The sequence below is a fragment of the Tabrizicola sp. genome, from assembly GCF_041919135.1.
Lineage (GTDB): Bacteria > Pseudomonadota > Alphaproteobacteria > Rhodobacterales > Rhodobacteraceae > Tabrizicola.
The window spans coordinates 75,420-96,361 of the sequence record NZ_JAYRUJ010000001.1 but is presented as its reverse complement, the minus strand read 5'-3'; the positions used below and the strand labels follow the sequence as shown (position 1 = coordinate 96,361).

General features: G+C 69.6%; 19 protein-coding genes. 13 read left to right on the top strand and 6 right to left on the bottom strand.

From position 1 onward, the window contains the following. Nucleotides 1-43 precede the first annotated feature (43 nt). A complete protein-coding gene (dusA, locus tag ACE3UA_RS00450) occupies nt 44-1,057 on the top strand; it encodes a tRNA dihydrouridine(20/20a) synthase DusA (protein ID WP_374641378.1) in 1,014 nt (337 codons plus the stop codon). Here the strand turns inward: dusA and ACE3UA_RS00445 are convergent. Beyond that, nucleotides 1,039-2,229, bottom strand: a complete 1,191-nt coding sequence (locus ACE3UA_RS00445; RefSeq protein ID WP_374641375.1) for a multidrug effflux MFS transporter — start codon at nt 2,227-2,229, stop codon at nt 1,039-1,041. The two genes, dusA and ACE3UA_RS00445, sit on opposite strands and share 19 nt — an antisense overlap. A 156-nt stretch (nt 2,230-2,385) precedes the next feature. Here ACE3UA_RS00445 and ACE3UA_RS00440 point away from each other — a divergent pair, with 156 nt between their 5' ends. Continuing rightward, nucleotides 2,386-3,204: a sulfite exporter TauE/SafE family protein gene (locus ACE3UA_RS00440; protein ID WP_374641374.1), complete on the top strand. Its 819-nt coding sequence runs from the start codon at nt 2,386-2,388 to the stop codon at nt 3,202-3,204. Beyond that, nucleotides 3,198-3,938, top strand: coding sequence for a hypothetical protein (locus ACE3UA_RS00435; RefSeq protein WP_374641372.1), 741 nt, complete (start codon nt 3,198-3,200; stop codon nt 3,936-3,938). The genes ACE3UA_RS00440 and ACE3UA_RS00435 overlap by 7 nt, the downstream gene beginning before the upstream one ends. 66 nt (nt 3,939-4,004) lie before the next feature. Here the strand turns inward: ACE3UA_RS00435 and ACE3UA_RS00430 are convergent, their stop codons facing one another. The 3 genes from ACE3UA_RS00430 to ccmI are packed head-to-tail and all read right to left on the bottom strand — an operon-like array spanning nt 4,005 to nt 5,921. After that, nucleotides 4,005-4,235 (bottom strand): DUF1289 domain-containing protein, encoded by a 231-nt coding sequence (locus ACE3UA_RS00430; RefSeq protein WP_374641918.1) that lies wholly within the window; start codon nt 4,233-4,235, stop codon nt 4,005-4,007. A 4-nt stretch (nt 4,236-4,239) separates the two neighbouring features. Then, the gene (gene ruvX, locus ACE3UA_RS00425; RefSeq protein ID WP_374641370.1) at nt 4,240-4,713 is read right to left on the bottom strand and encodes a Holliday junction resolvase RuvX; all 474 of its coding nucleotides are present in this window, start codon (nt 4,711-4,713) and stop codon (nt 4,240-4,242) included. Beyond that, nucleotides 4,710-5,921, bottom strand: coding sequence for a c-type cytochrome biogenesis protein CcmI (ccmI, locus tag ACE3UA_RS00420; protein WP_374641368.1), 1,212 nt, complete (start codon nt 5,919-5,921; stop codon nt 4,710-4,712). Before ccmI ends, ruvX begins: the two co-directional genes overlap by 4 nt. Nucleotides 5,922-6,141: 220 nt before the next feature. Between ccmI and ACE3UA_RS00415 the strand changes: the two genes are divergently transcribed. The 7 genes from ACE3UA_RS00415 (at nt 6,142) to ACE3UA_RS00385 (ending at nt 13,144) form a co-directional block, all read left to right on the top strand. Beyond that, nucleotides 6,142-7,389 carry a sarcosine oxidase subunit beta family protein gene (locus ACE3UA_RS00415; protein ID WP_374641366.1) on the top strand — a complete coding sequence of 416 codons (1,248 nt, stop codon included), beginning with the start codon at nt 6,142-6,144 and terminating at the stop codon, nt 7,387-7,389. A gap of 103 nt (nt 7,390-7,492) precedes the next feature. Next, nucleotides 7,493-7,846, top strand: a complete 354-nt coding sequence (locus ACE3UA_RS00410; RefSeq protein ID WP_374641364.1) for a hypothetical protein — start codon at nt 7,493-7,495, stop codon at nt 7,844-7,846. Between the two features lie 267 nt (nt 7,847-8,113). Next, on the top strand, nt 8,114-8,449 hold the full coding sequence (locus ACE3UA_RS00405) for a sarcosine oxidase subunit delta (protein WP_197642743.1): 336 nt from the start codon (nt 8,114-8,116) through the stop codon (nt 8,447-8,449). Continuing rightward, nucleotides 8,446-11,436 carry a sarcosine oxidase subunit alpha family protein gene (locus tag ACE3UA_RS00400; protein ID WP_374641362.1) on the top strand — a complete coding sequence of 997 codons (2,991 nt, stop codon included), beginning with the start codon at nt 8,446-8,448 and terminating at the stop codon, nt 11,434-11,436. The genes ACE3UA_RS00405 and ACE3UA_RS00400 overlap by 4 nt, the downstream gene beginning before the upstream one ends. Then, nucleotides 11,429-11,977 (top strand): sarcosine oxidase subunit gamma, encoded by a 549-nt coding sequence (locus ACE3UA_RS00395; protein WP_374641360.1) that lies wholly within the window; start codon nt 11,429-11,431, stop codon nt 11,975-11,977. Before ACE3UA_RS00400 ends, ACE3UA_RS00395 begins: the two co-directional genes overlap by 8 nt. A 66-nt stretch (nt 11,978-12,043) precedes the next feature. Then, nucleotides 12,044-12,448: a hypothetical protein gene (locus ACE3UA_RS00390; protein ID WP_374641358.1), complete on the top strand. Its 405-nt coding sequence runs from the start codon at nt 12,044-12,046 to the stop codon at nt 12,446-12,448. A 93-nt stretch (nt 12,449-12,541) separates the two neighbouring features. Next, on the top strand, nt 12,542-13,144 hold the full coding sequence (locus tag ACE3UA_RS00385) for a superoxide dismutase (RefSeq protein WP_374641356.1): 603 nt from the start codon (nt 12,542-12,544) through the stop codon (nt 13,142-13,144). A gap of 51 nt (nt 13,145-13,195) precedes the next feature. On the opposite strand, the gene ACE3UA_RS00380 is transcribed toward ACE3UA_RS00385, so the two are convergent. After that, complete coding sequence (locus tag ACE3UA_RS00380) at nt 13,196-13,753, bottom strand: TIGR00730 family Rossman fold protein (RefSeq protein WP_374641354.1); 558 nt, start codon at nt 13,751-13,753, stop codon at nt 13,196-13,198. Between the two features lie 76 nt (nt 13,754-13,829). Here ACE3UA_RS00380 and ACE3UA_RS00375 point away from each other — a divergent pair, with 76 nt between their 5' ends. Next, nucleotides 13,830-15,173: a LysM peptidoglycan-binding domain-containing protein gene (locus ACE3UA_RS00375; protein WP_374641352.1), complete on the top strand. Its 1,344-nt coding sequence runs from the start codon at nt 13,830-13,832 to the stop codon at nt 15,171-15,173. Here ACE3UA_RS00375 and ACE3UA_RS00370 read toward each other — a convergent pair. Further along, the gene (locus ACE3UA_RS00370; protein ID WP_374641350.1) at nt 15,125-15,490 is read right to left on the bottom strand and encodes an ArsR/SmtB family transcription factor; all 366 of its coding nucleotides are present in this window, start codon (nt 15,488-15,490) and stop codon (nt 15,125-15,127) included. The genes ACE3UA_RS00375 and ACE3UA_RS00370 overlap by 49 nt on opposite strands. Before the next feature lie 85 nt (nt 15,491-15,575). Here ACE3UA_RS00370 and ACE3UA_RS00365 point away from each other — a divergent pair, with 85 nt between their 5' ends. Both ACE3UA_RS00365 and ACE3UA_RS00360 read left to right on the top strand, forming a co-directional pair. Then, nucleotides 15,576-17,426 (top strand): ABC transporter ATP-binding protein/permease, encoded by a 1,851-nt coding sequence (locus tag ACE3UA_RS00365; protein ID WP_374641348.1) that lies wholly within the window; start codon nt 15,576-15,578, stop codon nt 17,424-17,426. A gap of 93 nt (nt 17,427-17,519) precedes the next feature. Further along, entirely contained in the window at nt 17,520-20,897 is a 3,378-nt protein-coding gene (locus tag ACE3UA_RS00360) for a caspase family protein (protein WP_374641346.1), read from the top strand. Nucleotides 20,898-20,942: the final 45 nt, after the last annotated feature.

Sequence of the window (20,942 nt, the reverse complement as noted above, 5' to 3'; positions counted from 1 at the left end):
CTTCCCGCGCCCCTGGCGCGGCGGGGCTGTGTCGGGGACAAGAATGCGGACTGAAACCGGAACGGGGAAGGATCAGGCGGATTTCGGGCCGCATCGCCTCTCCGTGGCGCCGATGATGGACTGGACCGACCGGCATTGCCGCGTCTTTCACCGGCTGATGACCCGGCGCGCGATGCTATATACCGAGATGGTCACCGCCCCCGCCATCGTCCACGGGCCGAGGCCGCGTCTCCTCGACTATTCCGGCATCGAACATCCCGTCGCCCTGCAACTCGGCGGCTCGGACCCGGCGGAACTGGCCGAGGCCACCCGCATCGCCGATGCCTGGGCCTATGACGAGATCAACCTGAACTGCGGCTGTCCCTCGGACCGGGTGCAATCGGGCTGTTTCGGCGGGGTGCTGATGGAACGCCCCGCCCTCGTCGCCGATTGCCTCCGCGCCATGCAGGCGGAAACCGACACGCCCGTCACCGTGAAATGCCGCATCGGCGTCGACCAGCAGGACCCCGAGACCGTCCTGCCCGCCTTCATCGAGACCCTGGCCGGGGCAGGGGTGCGCCACGTCATCGTCCATGCCCGCAAGGCCTGGCTCCAGGGCCTGTCGCCCAAGGAGAACCGCGAGATCCCGCCGCTGGACCACGACCTCGTGGTCCGCATGAAGCGCCGCTTCCCCGAGCTGACGATCTGCATCAACGGCGGCGTCACCTCGCTGGAGCAGGCGCGGGGCCTGCTGGCGCAAGGGCTGGACGGGGTGATGATCGGGCGGGCCGCCTATCACGATCCGGCGCATAGCCTGATCGGGGCCGATGCGCTCTGGGGCGATGCCTACGCGCCCGATGCCTTCGCCGTCGTCGAGGCGATGCGGCCCTATATCTCCGACCATCTGGCCCAGGGCGGCAGGCTGCACCAGGTCACCCGCCACATGCTCGGCCTCTTCACCGGCCGCCCCGGCGCGCGCGGCTGGCGCCGGGTGCTCTCCGAGAACGCCACGCGCCCCGGCGCCGGGCTCGACATCCTGGACCGCGCCCTGGCCGAGGTTCAGCCCGCCGCCGCCTGACGCGCCCGGACCAGCCGCGACAGCGCCAGCACCAGCACGCCGCACAGCGCGATCGCGCCCAGCATCGGGGTCGCCGTCCCGTCGAAGAACGGCCCCACCGCCGCGATCATCGCGCCGCCCGCCAGCATCTGCAGCGTGCCGCCCAGCGAGGAGGCGAGCCCCGCGATGTCGCCATGCTCGTCCAGCGCCATCACCATCGCGGTCGGAATGATCAGCCCCAGGCAGGCATTGGCCAGGAACAGCCCGGCGACGCAGAGCCACAGGTTCACCGCCCCCGCCAGCGCCAGCAGGAACAGCACCAGGGTGAAGGCCGCGAACCCGGCCGAGGCCCAGGCCATCACCTTTGGCGCGCCATGCCGCAGCCCCAGCGGCGCCGCCATCTGCGAGGCGGTGAAGAAGCCGATCGCATTGACGGCAAAGGCCAGCGAGAACCCGGTCGGCGACAGGCCGAAGGCCCCGGTATAGACGAAGCTCGCGCTGGCGATGAAGACGAAGAAGCTCGCCATGCCGAAGCCGCCCAGAAAGGTCAGGCCCATGAACAGCGGATCGGTGAACAGCACCGCCGTCCCCCGCCGCATCGCCCCCAGGTTGAAGGGCTGGCGGTCCGCCTGCCGCAAGGTCTCGGGCTGGAACAGGGTCAGGATCGCCAGACTGATCGCCGCCGCGACGACCAGCGCCCCGAAGATCGCCCGCCAGCCCGCCACCGCCATCAGCCCCGCGCCCGCCAGCGGCGCCAGCATGGGCGAGACCGAGATCACCATCATCACCGCCGCCATCAGCCGCGTCGCCGCCGGCCCGGTGTAAAGGTCGCGGATGATCGCCCGCGGCACCACCATCAGCGCCGCCCCGCCCAGGCCCTGGATCGCCCGGCCGACGATCAGCCATTCGACCGTCGGCGCCAGCGTGCAGAAGACCGAGCCCAGGATGAAGACCGCGATCCCGGCATAAAGCGGCGGCTTCCTGCCGAAGCGGTCGGCCCAGGGGCCATAGACCAGCTGCGCCAGGCCGAAGGCGATGAAATAGGCCATGATCGTGCCCTGCATCGCCGCGACCCCCGTCCCCAGCGCCGTGGCGATCGCGGGCATGGCGGGCAGGTACATGTCGATGGCGAAGGGGCCGATGCAGGACAGAAGGCCCAGAACTAGCGCCGGGCGCAGGATATGGTCGGACATGACGGGGCTTCCGGACAGGGCAGGGGGCGAGACGACTGCGGCCGCAACGCGGGAGGGGCGGCATATCATCCGGACTCCGGCCTGGCCAGCCCTTTCGCCACTGGCCTTGCCCCGATCGGCGGGCTATGTCGCAAGGGTCAGACAAGGTGCGCCCCCATGCCCGAGCTTTCCCTTCTCCTGCCGATGCTGGCCGCGCTCCTCTTGATCGGCGCCGTCGCCGGCGTGGTCGGCGGCCTTCTCGGCGTCGGCGGCGGGATCGTGCTGGTCCCGGCCTTCTTCTACGCCTTCGGCGCGCTCGGCTATGGCGGGGGGCAGCTGATGCAGGTCTGCGTCGCGACCTCGATGGCGACCATCGTCGTCACCTCGCTGCGCTCGGTCTCGTCGCACAACAGGAAGGGCGCGGTGGACTGGACGGTGCTCAGGACCTGGGGCCCGATGCTGGCCGGTGCCGCCGCCATCGGCACCTTCACCGCCACGCGCGTCTCCTCGACCACGCTGCAGGCGGTCTTCGGAGTGCTGGCCGGGCTCGCCGGGCTCTGGATGGCCTTCGGGCGCGACAGCTGGCGGCTCGGCGACCGGATGCCCGACCAGCCGGTGCGCAGCCTCCTGGCCGGGGCGGTGGGCTTCTTCTCGGCGATGATGGGGATCGGCGGCGGCACTTTCGGCGTGCCCCTGATGACGCTCTATGCGATGCCGATCCACCGCGCCGTCGCCACCGCCTCGGGCTTCGGCGTGGTGATCGCGGTCCCGGCGGTGCTGGGCTTCCTGCTGCTGCCGGTGGCCGAACCCCCGCCCTGGACCCTGGGGGCGATCAACCTGCCGGCCTTCCTGGTGGTGATCGGCACCACGCTGATGACCACGCCGCTCGGCGTGCGGCTGGCGCATGCGATGAACCCCAAACCCCTGAAACGCGCCTTCGCCCTGTTCCTGACCCTGGTCGCGCTGAACATGCTGCGCAAGGTCCTGGGATGGTAGACCCCGGCTGGAGCCGCATCGGCCCCGATCCCGCGATCCGCGCCTGGGCCGACAGCGCCCGCGCCGCCGCCCTCCGGGCCCTCGCCGCCACCGACGAGGCCTGGCGCTGCGGCGGCACCTGGTTCGTCGGCGTCGACGCCCTGCCGAACAGCCCGGACGGCGCGATCCACGGCACTCCCTTCCCCTGGGACGCCCTCCCGCTCCGGCCCGAACCCCTGCACCGCGCCCAGCTCTCCGTCATCCGCCCCGGCTATCCCCGTCCCTCGCCCGACGAGACCCCCGCCGCCTTCGCCTTCCGCCGCGACCGCGACGCCGCCCATCTCGACGGCCTGCTGCCCATCGGCCCGGACAAGCGCCGCATGGTGAAGGAACCCCACGCCTGGATCCTCGGCCTGCCGCTCAACCGGGCCACCGCCTCGCCGCTCACCGTCTGGGAAGGCAGCCACGAGATCCTGCGGGCGGCCCTGCTGAAGGCCCTCGCCCCGCATCCGCCGGAAAGCTGGGGCGAGATCGACGTCACCGATGCCTACCAGCAGGCCCGCCGCGAGGCTTTCGCCACCTGCCGCCGCCTGGAACTCGCCGCAAGCCCGGGCGAGGCCACGCTCATTCATCGCCTCACCCTGCACGGCGTCGCCGCCTGGAAATCCGGCGACACCGCGCCGCCCGAGGGCCGGATGATCGCCTACCTGCGCCCGCAGCTTGCCTGTGTCCGGGACTGGCTTGCCGCCCCCTGACTTGCTCTTTTCAAAAATACTCTGGGGGTCTGGGGGTGAAACCCCCAGGACGCCGGCCCATCGCGGCTAGCGTTCCAGCCGCGCCATCCGCCCGCCACGGCGCTTGCCCAGCCGGGGCGCGCGGCCGGGAAGCTCCTCGATCACCGCCGCGCGTTCCTCATGCGTCATCCGCGACCAGCCCGAGATCTCGTCGATCGAGCGATGGCAGCCGACGCAGATCCGCTCCTCGGGATGGATCACGCACAGCCTCACGCAGGGGCTGGCGATCTCGTCGCGCTTCCAGACGTCGTCCTTCACCTCGTCATCCCCGCTCAAGATGCGCAATCCGGTCCAGTGCCCCTTGCAGGATATATCCGGCGGCCACCTGGTCGATGACCTCTTTCCGACGCTTTCGTGACGTATCCGCCTCCAGCAGCGCCCGTTCCGCCGCGACGGTGGACAGACGCTCGTCCCAATAGCAGATCGGCAGCGCCGTCAGCTTCTCAAGGTTGCGCGCAAAGGCCTGCGTCGCCTGCACCCTCGGGCCGACCGAGCCATCCATGTTCAACGGCAGGCCCAGCACGATCCCCGCCGCGCCCCGCGCCTCCAGCAGCGCCAGCAGCCGGCCCGCGTCGATGGTGAACTTCTCGCGCCGGATCACCTCCAGCGGCGTCGCCACCTGGCGGCGCAGGTCCGACAGCGCCACCCCGATCGTCTTGTCGCCAAGGTCCAGCCCGGCAATCGCCCGGTTCGGGGGCAGGGCGGCCGCGAAGTCCTCGACCCCGGCGCAGATCATGGGTTCAGCCCGGCCTCGACCGCCGCCTGGCGCAAAAAGGACAGTTCGGCCGGCTGGCCCTCGAACGCGGCCACGGCCGCCTCATAGGCCTTCTGCGCCTCCTCCAGCCGCTCCAGCATCGCCTGCGAGCGGATCAGCCGCGCCCAGTCCTCGACCCCGCCGCCTTCCGAGGCCAGCCGCTCGGAAAGCTGCGCCACCATCCCCTCGATCATCGCCTGCTGCTCCTCGGGGCTCATCTCGGCCGCCGCCGCCATGTCCCCGGCCGAAGGCCCGGTCACCTCGGGCAGGCGATAGTTCACCCCGGCCCGCCAGGCGACCTCCTCGATCTGCGCGCGCAGGGGCTCGGTCCAGGGCGCATCCGGCGCGCTGTCCTCCAGCAGGCCGCTCCACAGCGCGAAGCCCCGGTCATAGCGCCCGCCCTGCACGAACATCAGCCCCGCGTAATAGCGCGCCAGCCCGTCCTTCGGATCCAGGCTCAGCGCCGCGGTCAGCTCGGCCTCGGCCTCGGGCGAGACATAGCCGCCCGCCGCGGCGATCAGGATCTCGGCCAGCGTCGAATGGTCCGCCGCGGTGACGGCGCCGCCCTTGACCGCGATCAGGTGGCGCTGGGCCGCCTCGGCATCGGCGAAATTGCCAAGCGCGGTCTCGTTGCGGGCCAGCAGCTCCAGCCCGACCGGATCGTCGGGGCGCCTGGCGACCGTCTCGCGCAGCTTCTCGATCAGCTGCATCGTCTCGGCGGGAACCTCCGGCGGCGCAAGCTTCGGCGCGGCCGCCACCGCCTCGGCCTGCGCGGGCCTTCCGGCCATGCGGTCGTCCGCCATCGCGATCCGGCGCTCGATCGGCAGGTCGGGATAGCCGGGGCTGCCCAGATACCAGTAGGCCGAAAGACCGCCGCCCAGCACCACCAGCGCGACCAGTGCCGCGACCGGCGTCACCGGGGCGGCGCTTGCCGCGGCCCCCGGCGCGCGCTGGCGGTCCAGGTCCAGAAGCCTGCGCCCGACCTCGGCCCGCAGCGGCTGCGCCTCCTCGGCGCCGATCGTGCCGCGCGCAAGGTCGCGCTCGACCTCGGCCATCTGGTCCTTGTAGACCGCCATGTCGGCCTCGGCCGCCGCCGCCTCGCCGCGGCCCCGGCCAAGGGCGCGGACCAGAAGTGCCGCAACCACCGCCGCGATCAGCGCCGCCGCCGCCCAGAAGCCCCAATCCGCCATCGCCGCCGCCTGTCCTGGCCCTTGTTTCCGCCCCCATCTAGTCCTTCGGGCCCGGCCCCGAAAGGGGCAAACGGCCGCATCCGTCGCGGCCCCCGTCGCCTCTGCCCGGCAAATGTCGCAAATTTCCCGATCGTGCCGCTGGCGTCCCCGACTGCAATCCGGCTTCATCCATAGAACACGGCTGACGGACCGAGGTCCGACTTTCCCTGACGAGGCTCCGATGAAGCGTTATTCGGTCTTTGCCATCGCCCGCGAGGCTTTGCGCTACCACATGGGGTGGGAACGCGCCTGGGCTTCGCCCGAACCGAAAGCGTCCTATGACGCGATCATCGTGGGCGCGGGGGGGCACGGCCTCGCCACCGCCTATTATCTCGGCAAGAACCACGGCATCACCAATGTCGCGGTGATCGAGAAGGGCTGGCTCGGCGGCGGCAACACCGGGCGGAACACCACGATCATCCGCTCGAACTACCTGCAGGACCCCTCCGCCGCGATCTACGAAAAGGCCCGCAGCCTGTACGAGACGCTGAGCCAGGACCTGAACTACAACGTCATGTTCAGCCCGCGCGGCCTTCTGATGCTGGCGCAGACCCACCACGAGGTGCGCGGCTACCTGCGCACGGTCCATGCCAACACGCTGCAAGGCGTGCAGACCGAATGGATCTCGCCGCAGCGCGTCAAGGAAATCGTGCCGATCATGAACATCGACGGCCCGCGCTATCCGGTCCTCGGCGCGCTTTACCAGGCGCGCGGCGGCACCGCCCGGCACGACGCCGTGGCCTGGGGCTATGCCCGCGCCTGCTCGGCGATGGGGATGGACATCATCCAGAACTGCGAGGTCAAGGGCGTGCGGTCGGAAAACGGCCGCGTCACCGGCGTCGACACCACCAAGGGCTTCATCGGCACCCGGAAGCTCGGCATGGTCGTCGCCGGCCATTCCGGCCAGCTGGCCGAGATGGCGGGCTTCCGCCTGCCGATCGAGGCGGTGGCGCTTCAGGCCCTCGTCTCCGAACCGATCAAGCCCTGCATGGATGTCGTGGTGATGGCCAACACCGTCCACGGCTACATGTCGCAATCCGACAAGGGCGAGATGGTGATCGGCGGCGGCACCGACGGGTTCAACAACTACACCCAGCGCGGCAGCTTCCACCACATCGAGGAAACCCTCCGCGCCCTGGTCGAGACCTTCCCGATGATCAGCCGCCTCAAGATGCTGCGGCAGTGGGGCGGCATCGTCGACATGACCGGCGACCGCTCGCCCCTGATCTCCAAGACCCCGCTCGGCAACTGCTTCATCAACTGCGGCTGGGGCACCGGCGGCTTCAAGGCGATCCCCGGCTCCGGCTGGGCCATGGCCGAGCTGATGGCCAAGGGCGAGCCCGGTCCGCTGGCGGCCGAGTTCAACATGTGGCGCTTCAAGGAAGGCCAGTTCATCGACGAATCCGTCGCCGCCGGGGTGGCGCACTGATGACGCGGCTGCGGCACATTCCCGCCGATGTGCCCGCGCGCCGGAACCCGGTCGCCGGGGATCGGGTTTCCATGCCAATTCAACATGGCATGGAGGCCCTCCAATGGCTGACGAAAACTACAAGACCTATGTCCGCGAGACCCGCACCGAAGGCTCGGGTGCCAGCATGGCGCTCATCGTCGGCGGTCTGGTCGTCGCGGTCGGCTTCATCCTCTGGCTCGTCTTCGGCGGCCCCGACGCGGCCGTCGACACCGCTCCCGCTCCCGCGGGCAGCGACACCAATGTCACGATCGAGCCGCCGGCCGCTCCGGTCGACAACTCGACCGATGTCACCGTCGAGCCTGCCGCTCCCGCTCCCGAAGCCGCCGCTCCCGAAGCTCCCGCGCCCGACGCCACGGCTCCGGCCGGCGACGCGGCTCCCGCTGACGGCGGCACGGCGGAGCCCGCGGCTCCCTGACCCCTGCGGCGGGCGCCCCTGCGCGCCCGCCCTCCAGCCGCGGGGGGAGTGAGCCATGCTCCGCCGCCCCGGCTCTTGCGGGATGCGTCGCCCCGCGCGGCTTGACGCCCCGACCCCGATCCCGACAGACCGCCGCCAGCGCCCGCCGGACTCCGGCCGGGGCGCGCCGTGCCGCCCGGACCTGCCGCCCTCTCCCTCTCCGACCTTCTTCGACCGCCGTCTCGCGACCGGGGTCGGACAACCCGCGAACCACCTGGGAACACCCTCATGCTGATCCTTGAATGCCCCTACTGCGGCGTGAAGGCCGAAGAAACCGAACTCGCCCCCGGCTACGAGGCGCATCTGAAGCGTTTCGGCCCCGGCTCCTCGCCCGAGGAGTTCGAGGATTACATGTTCGCCCGCAAGAACCCCAAGGGCGTGCATTTCGAACGCTGGCGCCATGCCTATGGCTGCGGCAAGTGGTTCCTCGCCGCCCGCTGCACCGCCACGCTCGAGGTCTTCGGCACCTATCCCGCCCAGACCTCCGAACCCCCCGCCGACATCATCGCGAAAATCCAGGCCCGCCGTCCCGACTGGCAGCCTGACTGGAAGGGCACCAAATGAGCACGCGCCTCGCCAAGGGCGGCCGGTTGATCAACCGCACCGCGCCCGTCGAATTCTCCTTCAACGGCAAGCGTTTCAAGGGCTTCCAGGGCGATACCCTGGCGGCGGGCCTTCTGGCCAACGACCAGCTGATGGTCGGCCGCAGCTTCAAGTATCACCGCCCGCGCGGCATCGTCGCCTCCGGGCCGGAGGAGCCGAACGCGCTGGTGAACCTCGGCAAGGGCGCGCGGCTGGAACCGAACCAGCGCACCACCACGACCGAGCTTTTCGACGGGCTGGAATCCACCAGCCAGAACCACTGGCCCAGCCTCGAATTCGACGTGGGCGTGGTGAACAACTATGTCGCGCGCTTCCTGCCCGCGGGCTTCTACTACAAGACCTTCATGCATCCGCGCCCGCTGTGGAAGCATGTGTTCGAGCCGATCATCCGCCAGTCGGCCGGTCTCGGCAAGGCGCCGAAGGACGTGGACGCCGACCGCTACGAATACGCCTATGAATTCTGCGACGTGCTCGTGATCGGGGCCGGGGTCGCGGGCCTTCTCGCCGCGAAATCCGCCGCCGATGCCGGGGCCCGCGTGATCCTGCTGGAACAGGCCCCGGCGCTCGGCGGCCGGGCCCCGGTCGACGAGACCGAGGTGGACGGCACCCCGGTCGAGGCCTGGCTTTCCGCCATCGAGGCCGACCTGAAGGCGCGCGACAACGTCACGGTCCGCGCCCGCACCTGCGCCATCGGCGTCTATGACCACGGCTATGTCCTGGCCGACGAGCGTGTCGCCGACCATACCCCCGGCGACGGGCGGCCGAAGCACCGGCTCTGGCGCATCCGGACGGGCAAGATCATCTCGGCGACCGGCGCGATCGAGCGTCCGCTCAGCTTCTACGGCAACGACATTCCCGGCGTGATGCTGGCCAGCGCGCTGCGCGACTATGTCGTGAACTATGCCGTCTCGCCGGGCGACCGCACCGTGGTCGTCACCAACAACGACTCCGCCTACCGGACCGCGCTGGTGCTGAAGGCGGCGGGGCTCGAGGTCCCGGCGATCCTCGACGCCCGCGACAGCGCCACCGGCGCGCTGCCCGAGGCCGCGCGCGCCGCCGGCATCCGCGTCCTGACCGGCAAGGCCATCGCCAAGGTCAAGGGCGGCAAGCGCGTGACCGGCGTCACCGTCTGCGCCCAGGCGGGCGAGGGGTCGGTGCAGGAGGAGATCGCCTGCGAGGCCGTCGCCATGTCCGGCGGCTGGTCGCCCGTCGTCCATCTGTGGAGCCATTGCGGCGGCAAGCTGACCTGGGACGAGACCATCTCGGCCTTCATCCCCGACCCGGCCCGCCCGCCGCTGAACCATGACGGCAGCGCCATGGTCGCGGTCGTGGGCGCCGCCGCGGGCTGCCTGTCGCTGGCCAATATCCTGGCCGAGTTCGGCGCCGGGTTGGGCAAGGCTGCCATACGCCTGCCAGACGCAAGCCAGACGCCGGATGGCAGCGTCGCGATCCCGCCGGTCTGGGTCATGCCGCAGGGCGCGCCGATCGCGATGCGCAACAAGATGTGGCTGGACTACCAGAACGACGTGAAGGTCTCGGACGTCCAGCTGGCCGCGCGCGAAGGCTATCGCAGCGTCGAGCATACCAAGCGGTATACCACGCTCGGCATGGCGACGGATCAGGGAAAACTCAGCAACATCAACGGACTCGCGACGCTTGCGAATGCATTGGGTGAAGAGATTCCGCAGGTCGGAACAACCACCTTCCGCCCGCCCTACACGCCGGTCACCATCGGCGCGCTGGCAGGCGAGTCGCGGGGCGAGATCTTCCAGCCGCTCCGCCGCACCCCGATGCATGAAGCGCACGAGAAATCAGGGGCTTACTTCGAACCCGTCGGCCTCTGGCGCCGCCCCTACTGCTTCCCCCGCGCCGGCGAGACGCACGAACAGGCCGTCCACCGCGAGGTGGTGAACACCCGCCAGAACCTCGGCCTCCTCGACGCCTCCACCTTGGGCAAGATCATCGTCAAGGGCCCGGACGCCGGGAAATTCCTCGACATGTTGTATACCGGCGTCATGTCCACGCTACCCGTGGGCAAGTGCCGCTATGGCCTGATGTGCAACGAACAGGGCTTCCTCTCGGACGACGGCGTCGTCGCCCGGATCGACGAGGACACCTGGCTTTGCCACACGACATCTGGTGGCGCCGACCGCATCCACGGCTGGATGGAGGACTGGCTCCAGTGCGAATGGTGGGACTGGCAGGTCTACACCGCCAATGTCACCGAACAATACGCCCAGGTCGCCGTCGTCGGTCCGAACGCGAGGAAACTGCTGCAAGTCCTTGGCGGCATGGATGTTTCCAAAGAGGCGCTGCCCTTCATGCAATGGGCGGACGGCACCCTTGGCGGCTTCCCGGTGCGGGTCTACCGGATCAGCTTCTCGGGCGAACTCAGCTATGAGATCGCCGTCCCCGCCAGCCACGGCGCGGCCTTCTGGGCCGCCTGCCAGGAAGCCGGAAAGTCTTTGGGCGCAATGCCTTACGGGACGGAGTGCCTGCACGTCATGCGGGCCGAGAAGGGCTTTATCATGATCGGGGACGAGACGGACGGCACCGTGATCCCGCAGGACCTCTGCCTCGACTGGGCGATCTCGAAGAAGAAGGCCGATTTCCTCGGCAAGCGCGGGCAGGAGCGGACCTATCTCGCCAGCCCCGACCGCTGGAAACTGGTCGGTTTCGAGACGCTCGACGGCTCGGTGGTCCCCGATGGCTCGTACATCATCGCCGAGGGCGTCAACCCGAACGGCCAGCGCAACGTGCAGGGCCGGGTGACCTCGACCTATTACTCGCCGACCCTGAAACGCGGCATCGCCATGGGCCTGCTGAAGCACGGGCCGAACCGCATGGGCGAGGTGGTGGAGTTCAACACGGTCGCGGGCGGAACGGTGAAGGCGCGGGTGCGCGATACGGTGTTCTTCGACAAGGACGGGGAGAAGCAGAATGTCTGAGCCGGTTTCCGCGCTGGGGGGCACCAGCTTCCAGGGCTTCGCGACCATCCGCGAGATCGGCCCGCTGGGCATGATAACCTTGCGCGCCAAGGGCCTGAAATCGCTGGACAAGGCGATCAAGGCCGCCGTCGGGACCAAGGTGCCGGCGCAACGGCGGATCGAGGTCGAGGGCGCGCGCGCCTGCGGCTGGATGAGCCCGGACGAATACCTCCTCGTCCTGCCCTATGCCGAGGTCGCGACCGCCCTTGCCGCCATCGCCCGGGAACTGGCGGGCGAGCATCACCTTGCCGTCGACGTCTCGGACGCGCGGGCGATCTTCCGCATCGAGGGGGCCAAGGCGACCCAGGTGCTGCAGAAACTCTCGCCGGTGGATTTCGCCAGGCTGGAGCCGGGCGAGTTGCGCCGCAGCCGCGCGGCCCAGGTCGCGGCGGCCTTCTGGGCGCAGGACGGCGGCTATACGCTGGTCTGCTTCCGCTCGGTCGCGGGCTATGTGATGGGCCTTCTGACCCATTCCGCGCAGCCCGGCTCCGAACTGGAGTGAAGCGCGTCGCTTGACGGGAAGAACCGGGAAGGGCAGGGTGAAAATCCTGTCCTTCAAAGGTGTTGCATGGTTCTCGCCCGCTTTCTTGCCGCTGTTTTCGCGCTGTCGGTTTCCTCTTTTCCCGCTGCCGCAACGACCCTGGAATGCAAGCTTCCCCTTACCGGCGCGGGGGGCGGCTATATCACCGGGCTATACTACATCCAGCATGAGGAAGGCCGCGCCGAGGCCATCGTCTCGGACGAGGTGATCCTGTATTTCAACGACGAGCAGCCGATCACCGCCAGGGTCTCGGACGATACCGACGCAAAGCTGGTGCTCGCCTGGAACATCCAGATGACGAACTCGGGCCAGATGACCAAGATGCAGTACCGCGCGGCCTGGTTCCGCAAGAGCGGCCTCCTGACCATCCGGGCCAAGCCGGGCGGCTATTCCAACAGCTTCGAGGGCCGCGGAACCTGCCGGGCGCTATAGGCGGATCGGTCAAAAGCTGCCGGGCGGCCTTGACCTTCCGGATGCAAGGCCACTTATTCGTTGCAACGACATCTGCAAGAACAGGAGAGACCCATGGCCTTCACCCTTCCCGACCTTCCCTATGCCCATGACGCGCTTGCGTCCCTCGGCATGTCGAAGGAGACGCTGGAATATCATCACGACCTGCACCACAAGGCCTATGTCGACAACGGCAACAAGCTGATCGCCGGGACCGAGTGGGAATCGAAATCGCTTGAGGACATCGTGCGCGGCACCTACCAGGCCGGTGCGGTGGCGCAGAACGGCATCTTCAACAATGCGTCCCAGCACTGGAACCACAACCTCTTCTGGGAGGTGATGGGGCCGGGCGAGGGCAAGAAGATCCCCGGCGCGCTGGAAAAGGCGCTGACCGAGGCGTTCGGTTCGGTCCAGAAGTTCAAGGACGACTTCGCCGCCGCCGGGGCGGGGCAGTTCGGCTCGGGCTGGGCCTGGCTGGTCAAGGACAAGGACGGCAGCCTGAAGGTCACCAAGACCGAGAACGGGGTGAACCCGCTCTGCTTCGGCCAGACCGCCCTTCTGGGCTGCGATGTGTGGGAGCACAGCTACTATATCGACTTCCGCAACAAGCGCCCGGCCTATCTGACCAACTTCCTGGAAAAGCTGGTCAACTGGGACGCCGTCGCCGCGCGGATGTAAGGCGCAACCCGACAAAAAGGGCCCGCCGCGCGATCGGCGGGCCTTGTTGTTTCACGAACCCGGCAAAGCGCCCCGCAGCGCGATCTCCAGCGCCGCGACATCGGGCACCAGGCGGAACAGGTCGCGAAGCGAGGGGGCGGCGAAGCCCTCGGCGATGATATGGTCGACCAGCGCCAGCAGCGGCTGCCAGTAGCCCGCCACGTCCAGCAGCAGGATCGGCTTGGCATGCAGGCCGATCTGCGCCCAGGTCAGCACCTCGAAGAATTCGTCCAGCGTCCCGGCCCCGCCCGGCAGCACCACGACCGCGTCCGAGTTCATGAACATGACCTTCTTGCGCTCGTGCATGTCCTCGGTCACCACGGTGCTGGCCATGTCGCGGCCGTTGCGCTCGCGCCCCAGAAGATGCACCGGGATCACCCCCAGGGCCGTCGCCCCCTGCGCCAGCGCGGCCGTCGCGACCTGGCCCATCAGGCCGACGTCCCCCGCGCCGAAGACCAGCCGCCAGCCGTTGCGGGCGATCATCGCGCCGGTCTGGCGCGCGGCCTCGGAATGGTCGGACCTGGCGCCGGGGCGCGAGCCGCAGAAGAGGCAGATCGATGGCTTGGTCATCATGGGGCCTGAAAACGGTTGCACTGTGCGAGATATAGAGATTCCATACCCCAAGGAAAGCGCCGGGGGGAATGGCATGTCGGCATGGGCGGGGACGGCTCCGGGGACGCGGGCGCTGATCCTGGGGGGCGGTGGGCTGCTTCTGGCGGGGGTCGGCTACCTGGGCTGGCAGGCGCTGCGCCCCGATCCCGCGCCCGGGCCCGTCCCGGTCGAGATCGCCGCCGCGCCGACCCCGCCGCCGGTGACCGAGCCCGCTCCGGTGCCGGCCCTGCCGCAGATCGACGTCTGGCGGGTGGCGCCGGATGGCGGGGCGGTGGTCTCGGGGCTGGCGCTGGCGGGGGCGAAGGTCGAGGTGATCGTGGACGGCGTCGCCATGGCCGAGGGGACGGCCGGCGCTTCGGGCGAGTTCGCGCTGGTCTTCACCCTGCCGCCCAATCCCGCCCCCAGCCTGATGTGGCTGTCGATGACCGCGCCCGGCGGCGCGGCCGTCGCCTCGCCGCAGATGGTGGCGCTGGGGCCGATCGCGGGCCCGGCAGAGCCGGCTCCGGTGGCCGACGCCGCCTCGGCCGGGCCGGACCTGGCGGCGCTGCCCGAGGCCGCGGTCGAGGCCCCGGTGGAGGCCCCGGACGAGGCGGCGGCCGGGACGGTGCCCGAGGCGACTGCGCCCGAAACGGCAGTCCTGCCTGCGTCCGAGCCCGCAGCCGAGGCGGGTCCGCCCGCGCTCCTGCTCTCGGAGGAAGGGGCGGTGGTCCTGCAGGATCCGGGTGCAGAACTGGCGGCGACCGGCGAGGTGACGGTCGACGCGATCACCTATACCCCCTCGGGCGAGGTGCGGGTCGGCGGCCGTGCGACGCCAGGCGCGCAGCTTCGGATCTATCTGGACAATGCCTTGAAGGCCGAGCTTGCCACGCCGGGCACCGGGCTCTGGCTGGCCGACCTGCCGGGCACCGCGCCGGGCATCTATACCCTGCGGGTCGATCAGCTGGACGCTACGGGCAAGGTCGTCTCGCGCTTCGAGACCCCGTTCAAGCGCGAGACGCTGGAGGCCCTGGCCGCCGTCGCCGCCCCGCCCGCGCCGCCGGTCAAGGAGGCCCCGGCCGGGGTGACCGCCGAAACCCCGCCCGCCGAACTTCAGCCCGCCGAGCCCCAGCCGGTTGAAACCCCGACCGCCGAAGCCGTGCCGGCGCCCGGACCTGCCGAACCCGCAGACGCGACGGTGGCTGCCGCGGCGGTTCCGGTGACGGTCACCGTCCAGCCCGGCTTCACCCTCTGGGGCATCGCGCAGGAACGCTATGGCGACGGCGTGCTGTACGTCCAGGTGTTCGAGGCCAATCGTGACAAGATCCGCGACCCCGACCTGATCTATCCCGGTCAGGTCTTCTCGGTCCCCGAAGCCGCGACTTCCGCGGCCTCGCCCTGACGGCCATGGGCGCAGGCCGCCAGCACCTCGGGGTGGTCGCAGCAGCAATCGTTCAGAAGATACGAGATCGTGCGCCCCAGCCCGGTCGCATTGACGCTGTAGATCACATTGCGCGCCGCCCGGCGCGAGCGGATCAGCCCGGCCTGCTCCAGCGCGGAAAGGTGGAAGGACAGGCGCGGGGCGGAAAGGCCGAGCGCCTGCGCGATCTCGCCCGCGGCCATGCCCTGGTCGCCCCGCTGCACCAGCAGGCGGATCAGGCTGAGACGGGAATCGTTCGCCAGGGCGGCAAGGGCGGCGAGGGCTTTACTTCTATCCATCGTTCAACTATTCAAGAACGGTTTAAATGACCATAGCCGAACCCGGCCTGCGCCGCAATGGCCGGGACGCCAGAGAATCAGGACCATGCGCCGCACCACCTCGACCGCCACTTCCGCCGACATGCCGGCAGCTCCCGCCTCGGGCTGGCACACCCTGCGCCGGGTCGCCCCCTATCTCTGGCCCAAGGACCACCCCTGGGTGAAGCGCCGCGTGGTGGCGGCGCTGGTGCTGCTTCTGATGGCCAAGCTGGTTTCGGTCTCGACGCCCTGGTTCTACAAGCTGGCGGTGGACAACCTGTCCGGCACGACCTCGGACAAGGGGATGATGCTGGGCCTGGGCGCGGTGGGGCTGGTGGTGGCCTATGGCCTTGCCCGGCTGGGCGCGGTCGCCTTTGCCGAATTGCGCGACGCGGTCTTCGTCCGGGTCGGCCAGCGCGCGATCCGCCGCCTGGCGATCGAGACCTTCACCCATATCCACCGCCTCAGCCTGCGCTATCACATCACCCGCAAGACCGGCGGGTTGAGCCGGATCATCGAGCGCGGGGTGAAGGGCGTCGATTTCCTGTTGCGCTTCATGCTGTTCTCGATCGGGCCGCTGATCCTGGAACTGACCATGGTCGCGGCCATCTTCGCCTGGTTCTTCGGCTGGCAATATGCCGCCGTGGTGATCGCCACCATCGCGCTTTACGTCTGGTTCACCTTCAAGGTCACCGAATGGCGGGTCAAGCTGCGGCGCGAGATGAACGACCAGGACACCGACGCCAACCAGAAGGCGATCGACAGCCTGCTGAACTTCGAGACCGTCAAGTATTTCAACGCCGAACTGCGCGAGGCCGAGCGTTATGACGGCGCGATGCGGCAATACGAATCGGCCGCCGTCCGCACCGGCCTGTCGCTTTCGTTCCTGAACGTGGGGCAATCCTTCCTGATCACCACCGGCCTCGTCATCGTCATGGCGATGAGCGCGCTTGGCGTGCGGGCGGGCACCCTGACCGTGGGCGATTTCGTCATGGTCAACGCCTACATGATCCAGATCACCATGCCGCTGAACTTCCTTGGCACCGTCTACCGCGAGATCCGGCAGGCGCTGGTCGACATGGGCGAGATGTTCGGCCTCCTGGCCCAGCCGGCCGAGGTCACCGATGCCCCGGACGCCAGGGCGCTGGAGGTCACGGGCGGCGAGATCACCTTCACCGACGTCCGCTTCCACTATGAGGCCGAGCGCGAGATCCTGAAGGGCATCAGCTTCCGCATCGCCCCCGGCGAGCGTCTGGCGCTGGTCGGCACCTCGGGCTCGGGCAAGTCCACCATCGGGCGGCTTCTGTTCCGCTTCTACGACATCCAGGGCGGCGCGATCCGCATCGACGGCCAGGACATCCGCGAGGTGACGCAGACCTCGCTGCACCAGGCGATCGGGGTGGTGCCGCAGGATACGGTGCTGTTCAACGACACCATCCGCTACAATATCGCCTATGGCCGCGCCGGCGCCAGCGAAGCCGAGATCGAGGCGGCGGCCAGGGCGGCGCGGATCCATGATTTCGTCATGCGCCTGCCGCAGGGCTATGACACCGTGGTGGGCGAGCGCGGGCTGAAGCTTTCCGGCGGCGAGAAGCAGCGGGTGGGGATCGCCCGGACGCTGCTGAAGAACCCGCCGATCCTGATCCTGGACGAGGCGACCAGCGCGCTGGACACCCAGACCGAGCGTTCGATCCAGGAATCCCTGCGCGACATGGGCCAGGGCCGCAGCGTGATCACCATCGCGCACCGGCTCTCGACCATCGCCGATGCCGACCAGATCCTGGTGCTGGACGACGGGCGCGTGGTCGAACAGGGCCGGCACGAGCAGCTTCTGGCGCGGCGGGGCCGCTATGCCCAGATGTGGGAACGCCAGTCGGCCGAGGAGGCGACCCAGGCCGCAGAGGGCGAGGCCGCCTGACCGCCGCAGGTCAAGCGGCCGGATGACAGGGTTTTTCCTTTGACCATCCGGCCGGGCTTGCCCATTCTCTGCCCATCGCGGAAGGGGCGGGCGATGGCTTGGCGGGTGGTTCCGGGGCGGGTGGTTCTGGTGGTGGCGCTCTGGCTGGGCCTTGCGGTCGCGGCCCTGGCCGAGCGTCGCGTGGCCCTGATCCTGGCGGTGGACGACTACCGCAGCATCCGGCCGCTCACCAACCCGTCGAACGACGCCCGGGTGATGGAGGAACTGCTCGAGAAGCTGGATTTCGAGGTCTACGTCGAGACCAACCGCGACCTGCGCCGCACCCGCCGCGCGCTGGAGGATTTCCAGGCCGATGCGAAGGGCGCGGATGTGGCGCTGCTGTTCTTCGCCGGGCATGGGGTGGCGATCGACGGGGTGAACTACCTCTTGCCGACCGACACCGATGCCGGCTCGGCCGAGAGTCTGGCGGCGACCGCGCTGCCGCTCTCCGAGGCGCAGGCGGCGCTGCAGGCGGTGGCGCCGGTGGTGATCATGCTGCTGGACGCCTGTCGCGACGATCCCTTCGCCGGCGGCGGGGCCGAGGGGCGCGGGGCGGCCGCGCTGGCGGACGATCCGCCGGTGGTGGCGCAGGGCCAGCCCGCGCCGGGGCTGGGCCGGATGGGGCGGGCGGATGGCGTCCTCTTCGCCTTTGCCGCCGCCCCGAACGAGACCGCCGCCGATGGCGAGGGCGACAATTCCCCCTTCACCTCGGCCCTCTCGCGCCATCTTGGCACGGCGGGGGTGGAGTTGCGCACCGCGCTGACGCTGGTGCAGCAGGACGTCTATGACCGCAGCCGGGGCCGGCAATTGCCCTATATTGAAAGCGGCCTGCCGGAACTGGTGTTCATCACCGGGCAGGGCGCGCTGCCCGAACGCGACCAGCTGCTGATCGCCATGGCCGACCTCACGCCAGAGCTGCGCGCCGAGGTCGAGACGCTGGCCGCCACCCGCAACCTGCCGCTCGCCCCGCTGTACGCCGCCCTGCTTTCGGCCGATCTGGAGGCGCAATCGCCCGAGGAACGCGCCCGCCTGCTGCTGGAAGCCGCGCAGTCCTACGAGCAGTTCCAGACCGAATTGCAACGCTTCCGCTCGGACGACCCGCGCGTGGCCGACCTGCGCGGACAAGCCGACGAGGCGCTGACGCTGGGTGCCTTCGACACCGCCCGCTCGCTGCTGACCGAGGCGGCCGAGATCGACGCCACCGCCCGCAGCACGATCCGCGAGACCTATCTGTCGCGCACCCTGTCGGAAGCCGCGACCCATCTTCTGAACGCCAACGCCGCCCGCACCGACCTGCGCTATGACCTGGCGATCTCGGACCTGGGCAAGGCCGTCGCCCTTTATGCCGAGGTCGAGGACGAGGACCTGGACCGCGAGACCCAGTTCAACTACACGGCCGCACTGGCCGATCTGGGCGACCTGCAACTGGTGGCCGGCAATACCCAGGGCGCGCTGGCCGCCTACAGCCGCCGCAGCGACTATGCCCAGGCCCGGATCGCGGCCGATCCCACCGATGTCGGCTGGGTGCGCGAGCTGATCTGGTCGCTGAACAGCATGGGCGACGTGCTGGAGCAGCAGGGCTATCTGCGCGAGGCCGAGACCGCCTATGCCAGCGCGCTGGAGTTCTCGCAATGGCAGGCCGACCAGATGCCGGACGACCCCGACCTGATGCGCGACCGCCAGGTGGCCCGCAACAAGCTGGGCGAGATCCGCCTGGCCCGCAACGACTTTGCCGGCGCGCTGGAAGCCCACCGCGAGGCGCTGGTGCTGGCCGAGGCACTGCTGGCGACGGACCCGGCCAGCCCGACCTACCGTCGCGACATCTCGTTCACGCAGGAGCGGCTGGGCGACGTGCTGGCGGCGATGGGCGACAAGGCCGGGGCCCGCGCGGCCTTCGTCATCTCGCTGGAGGTGACCGAGGCGCTGGCGGCGGAATATCCCGGCGACGAGGAGATCCGCCGCGACCTTTCGGTCAGCTATGAACGCATCGGCGACACGCTGGTCGAGGACGGCGATTTCGAGGCAGGCCTGGAGACCTATGGCAAGTCGCTGGCGATCCGCGAGGAACTGGCCGCGCTGGACCCCGGCAACACCCTGCGCCAGCGCGACCTTGCCGTCACCTTCGAGCGGATCGGCGACATCAACAACCGACGCGGCGACCAGGACTCGGCGCTGCTGGCGCATCAGGCCGCGCTGGCGATCCGCGAGCGGCTGGCCGCGCTTGACCCGACCAACATGCTTTGGCAGCGCGACCTTTCGGTCAGCCACGAGCGGGTGGGGGACATCCTTTACGACCAGAACGACCTGGTGGCGGCGCTGGCGGCGCAGGAACGCTCGCTCGAGCTGCGGCAGGGGATCGTGATGCTCGACCCCGAGAACCTGCCCCGGCAGCGCGATCTTGGCATCGCGCTGGAGAAGATCGGCGACCTGCGCGAGGCGATGGGCGATCCGGTGGGCGCCAGCGCCTCGCATGACGAGGCGCTGGCGCTGCGCCGCGCGATGGTCGCGGCCGACCCGACCGTGGTGCAATACCGGCGCGACCTGACCTTCTCGCTGATGCGGGTGGCGGACATGCGGATCGCCGGGGGCGACAGTGCCGCGGCCGAGCCCCTGCTGGCCGAGACGGTGGAGCTGCGGCAGCAGATCGCGGGGGCGGCGCCGGAATCGACCTTCGATCTCTATGACCTGGCGCTGGCGCAGAACCGGCACAGCCTGCTTCTGCTGGACCTCGGCCGCGGCAGCGAGGCGCTGGTGGTGGCGCAGGCGGGCATGGCGACGGCCGACCGGCTGATCCAGCTTGCCCCGGAGGAGACCTCCCATATCCAGAACCGTCTGGTCGCGCTGAACCGGCTGGGCGACGCGCAGGACCAGCTGGGCGATTCCCGCGCCGCCGTCGCCACCTTCCGCGACATGGTGGCGATGGGCAGCCGCCTGATCGACATCGACGCCTACAACACCTCCTGGGCCAGCGATCTTGCCGTGGGGCTGGAGCGGCTGGGCAATGCGCAGGAAAAGGCGGGCGATCCGGCCGGCGCGCTGAAAAGCCACCGCGAGAGCCTTGCCCTGCGCGAATGGCTGGTCGGCCGCGACAGCAGCGAGCCGGGCTGGTATCGCGACCTTGCCATCAGCTACGAGCGGGTGGCGGCGATGCTGGCGGCGACCGGCGACATGGACCAGGCGCTGTCGCATCAGGACACCAGCCTGTCGATGATGCGCAACCTTGCGGCAACCTATCCGGATGATCCCTGGTACCGGCTGGACGTGGTCCGCGCGCTGGACATGCGCGGCACGCTTCTGCAGGACCCCACCGCCGAGAACCGCGAGGCCCTGGCGATCCTGGAGGAGATGCAGGCCGGTGGCAGCCTGCCGCAGGGCTATGAGGACTGGATCGCCGGTTTCCGCCGCGCCCTGGGCCTGCCCACGGAATTCTGACCGCCGACCCCGGTGGGGCGGGGCTTGGCAACGCTTGGCCTTTCC

Excerpts from the sequence above, each read along its gene's own strand:
- ACE3UA_RS00435 (WP_374641372.1), top strand. The coding sequence starts at position 3,198 with ATGGTAGACCCCGGCTGGAGCCGCATCGGCCCCGATCCCGCGATCCGC.
- ACE3UA_RS00410 (WP_374641364.1), top strand. The coding sequence starts at position 7,493 with ATGGCTGACGAAAACTACAAGACCTATGTCCGCGAGACCCGCACCGAA.
- dusA (WP_374641378.1), top strand. The coding sequence starts at position 44 with ATGCGGACTGAAACCGGAACGGGGAAGGATCAGGCGGATTTCGGGCCG.
- ACE3UA_RS00385 (WP_374641356.1), top strand. The coding sequence starts at position 12,542 with ATGGCCTTCACCCTTCCCGACCTTCCCTATGCCCATGACGCGCTTGCG.
- ACE3UA_RS00415 (WP_374641366.1), top strand. The coding sequence starts at position 6,142 with ATGAAGCGTTATTCGGTCTTTGCCATCGCCCGCGAGGCTTTGCGCTAC.
- ACE3UA_RS00375 (WP_374641352.1), top strand. The coding sequence starts at position 13,830 with ATGTCGGCATGGGCGGGGACGGCTCCGGGGACGCGGGCGCTGATCCTG.
- ACE3UA_RS00390 (WP_374641358.1), top strand. The coding sequence starts at position 12,044 with ATGGTTCTCGCCCGCTTTCTTGCCGCTGTTTTCGCGCTGTCGGTTTCC.
- ccmI (WP_374641368.1), bottom strand. The coding sequence starts at position 5,921 with ATGGCGGATTGGGGCTTCTGGGCGGCGGCGGCGCTGATCGCGGCGGTG.
- ruvX (WP_374641370.1), bottom strand. The coding sequence starts at position 4,713 with ATGATCTGCGCCGGGGTCGAGGACTTCGCGGCCGCCCTGCCCCCGAAC.
- ACE3UA_RS00370 (WP_374641350.1), bottom strand. The coding sequence starts at position 15,490 with ATGGATAGAAGTAAAGCCCTCGCCGCCCTTGCCGCCCTGGCGAACGAT.
- ACE3UA_RS00445 (WP_374641375.1), bottom strand. The coding sequence starts at position 2,229 with ATGTCCGACCATATCCTGCGCCCGGCGCTAGTTCTGGGCCTTCTGTCC.
- ACE3UA_RS00365 (WP_374641348.1), top strand. The coding sequence starts at position 15,576 with ATGCGCCGCACCACCTCGACCGCCACTTCCGCCGACATGCCGGCAGCT.
- ACE3UA_RS00380 (WP_374641354.1), bottom strand. The coding sequence starts at position 13,753 with ATGACCAAGCCATCGATCTGCCTCTTCTGCGGCTCGCGCCCCGGCGCC.
- ACE3UA_RS00405 (WP_197642743.1), top strand. The coding sequence starts at position 8,114 with ATGCTGATCCTTGAATGCCCCTACTGCGGCGTGAAGGCCGAAGAAACC.
- ACE3UA_RS00360 (WP_374641346.1), top strand. The coding sequence starts at position 17,520 with ATGGCTTGGCGGGTGGTTCCGGGGCGGGTGGTTCTGGTGGTGGCGCTC.
- ACE3UA_RS00400 (WP_374641362.1), top strand. The coding sequence starts at position 8,446 with ATGAGCACGCGCCTCGCCAAGGGCGGCCGGTTGATCAACCGCACCGCG.
- ACE3UA_RS00395 (WP_374641360.1), top strand. The coding sequence starts at position 11,429 with ATGTCTGAGCCGGTTTCCGCGCTGGGGGGCACCAGCTTCCAGGGCTTC.
- ACE3UA_RS00440 (WP_374641374.1), top strand. The coding sequence starts at position 2,386 with ATGCCCGAGCTTTCCCTTCTCCTGCCGATGCTGGCCGCGCTCCTCTTG.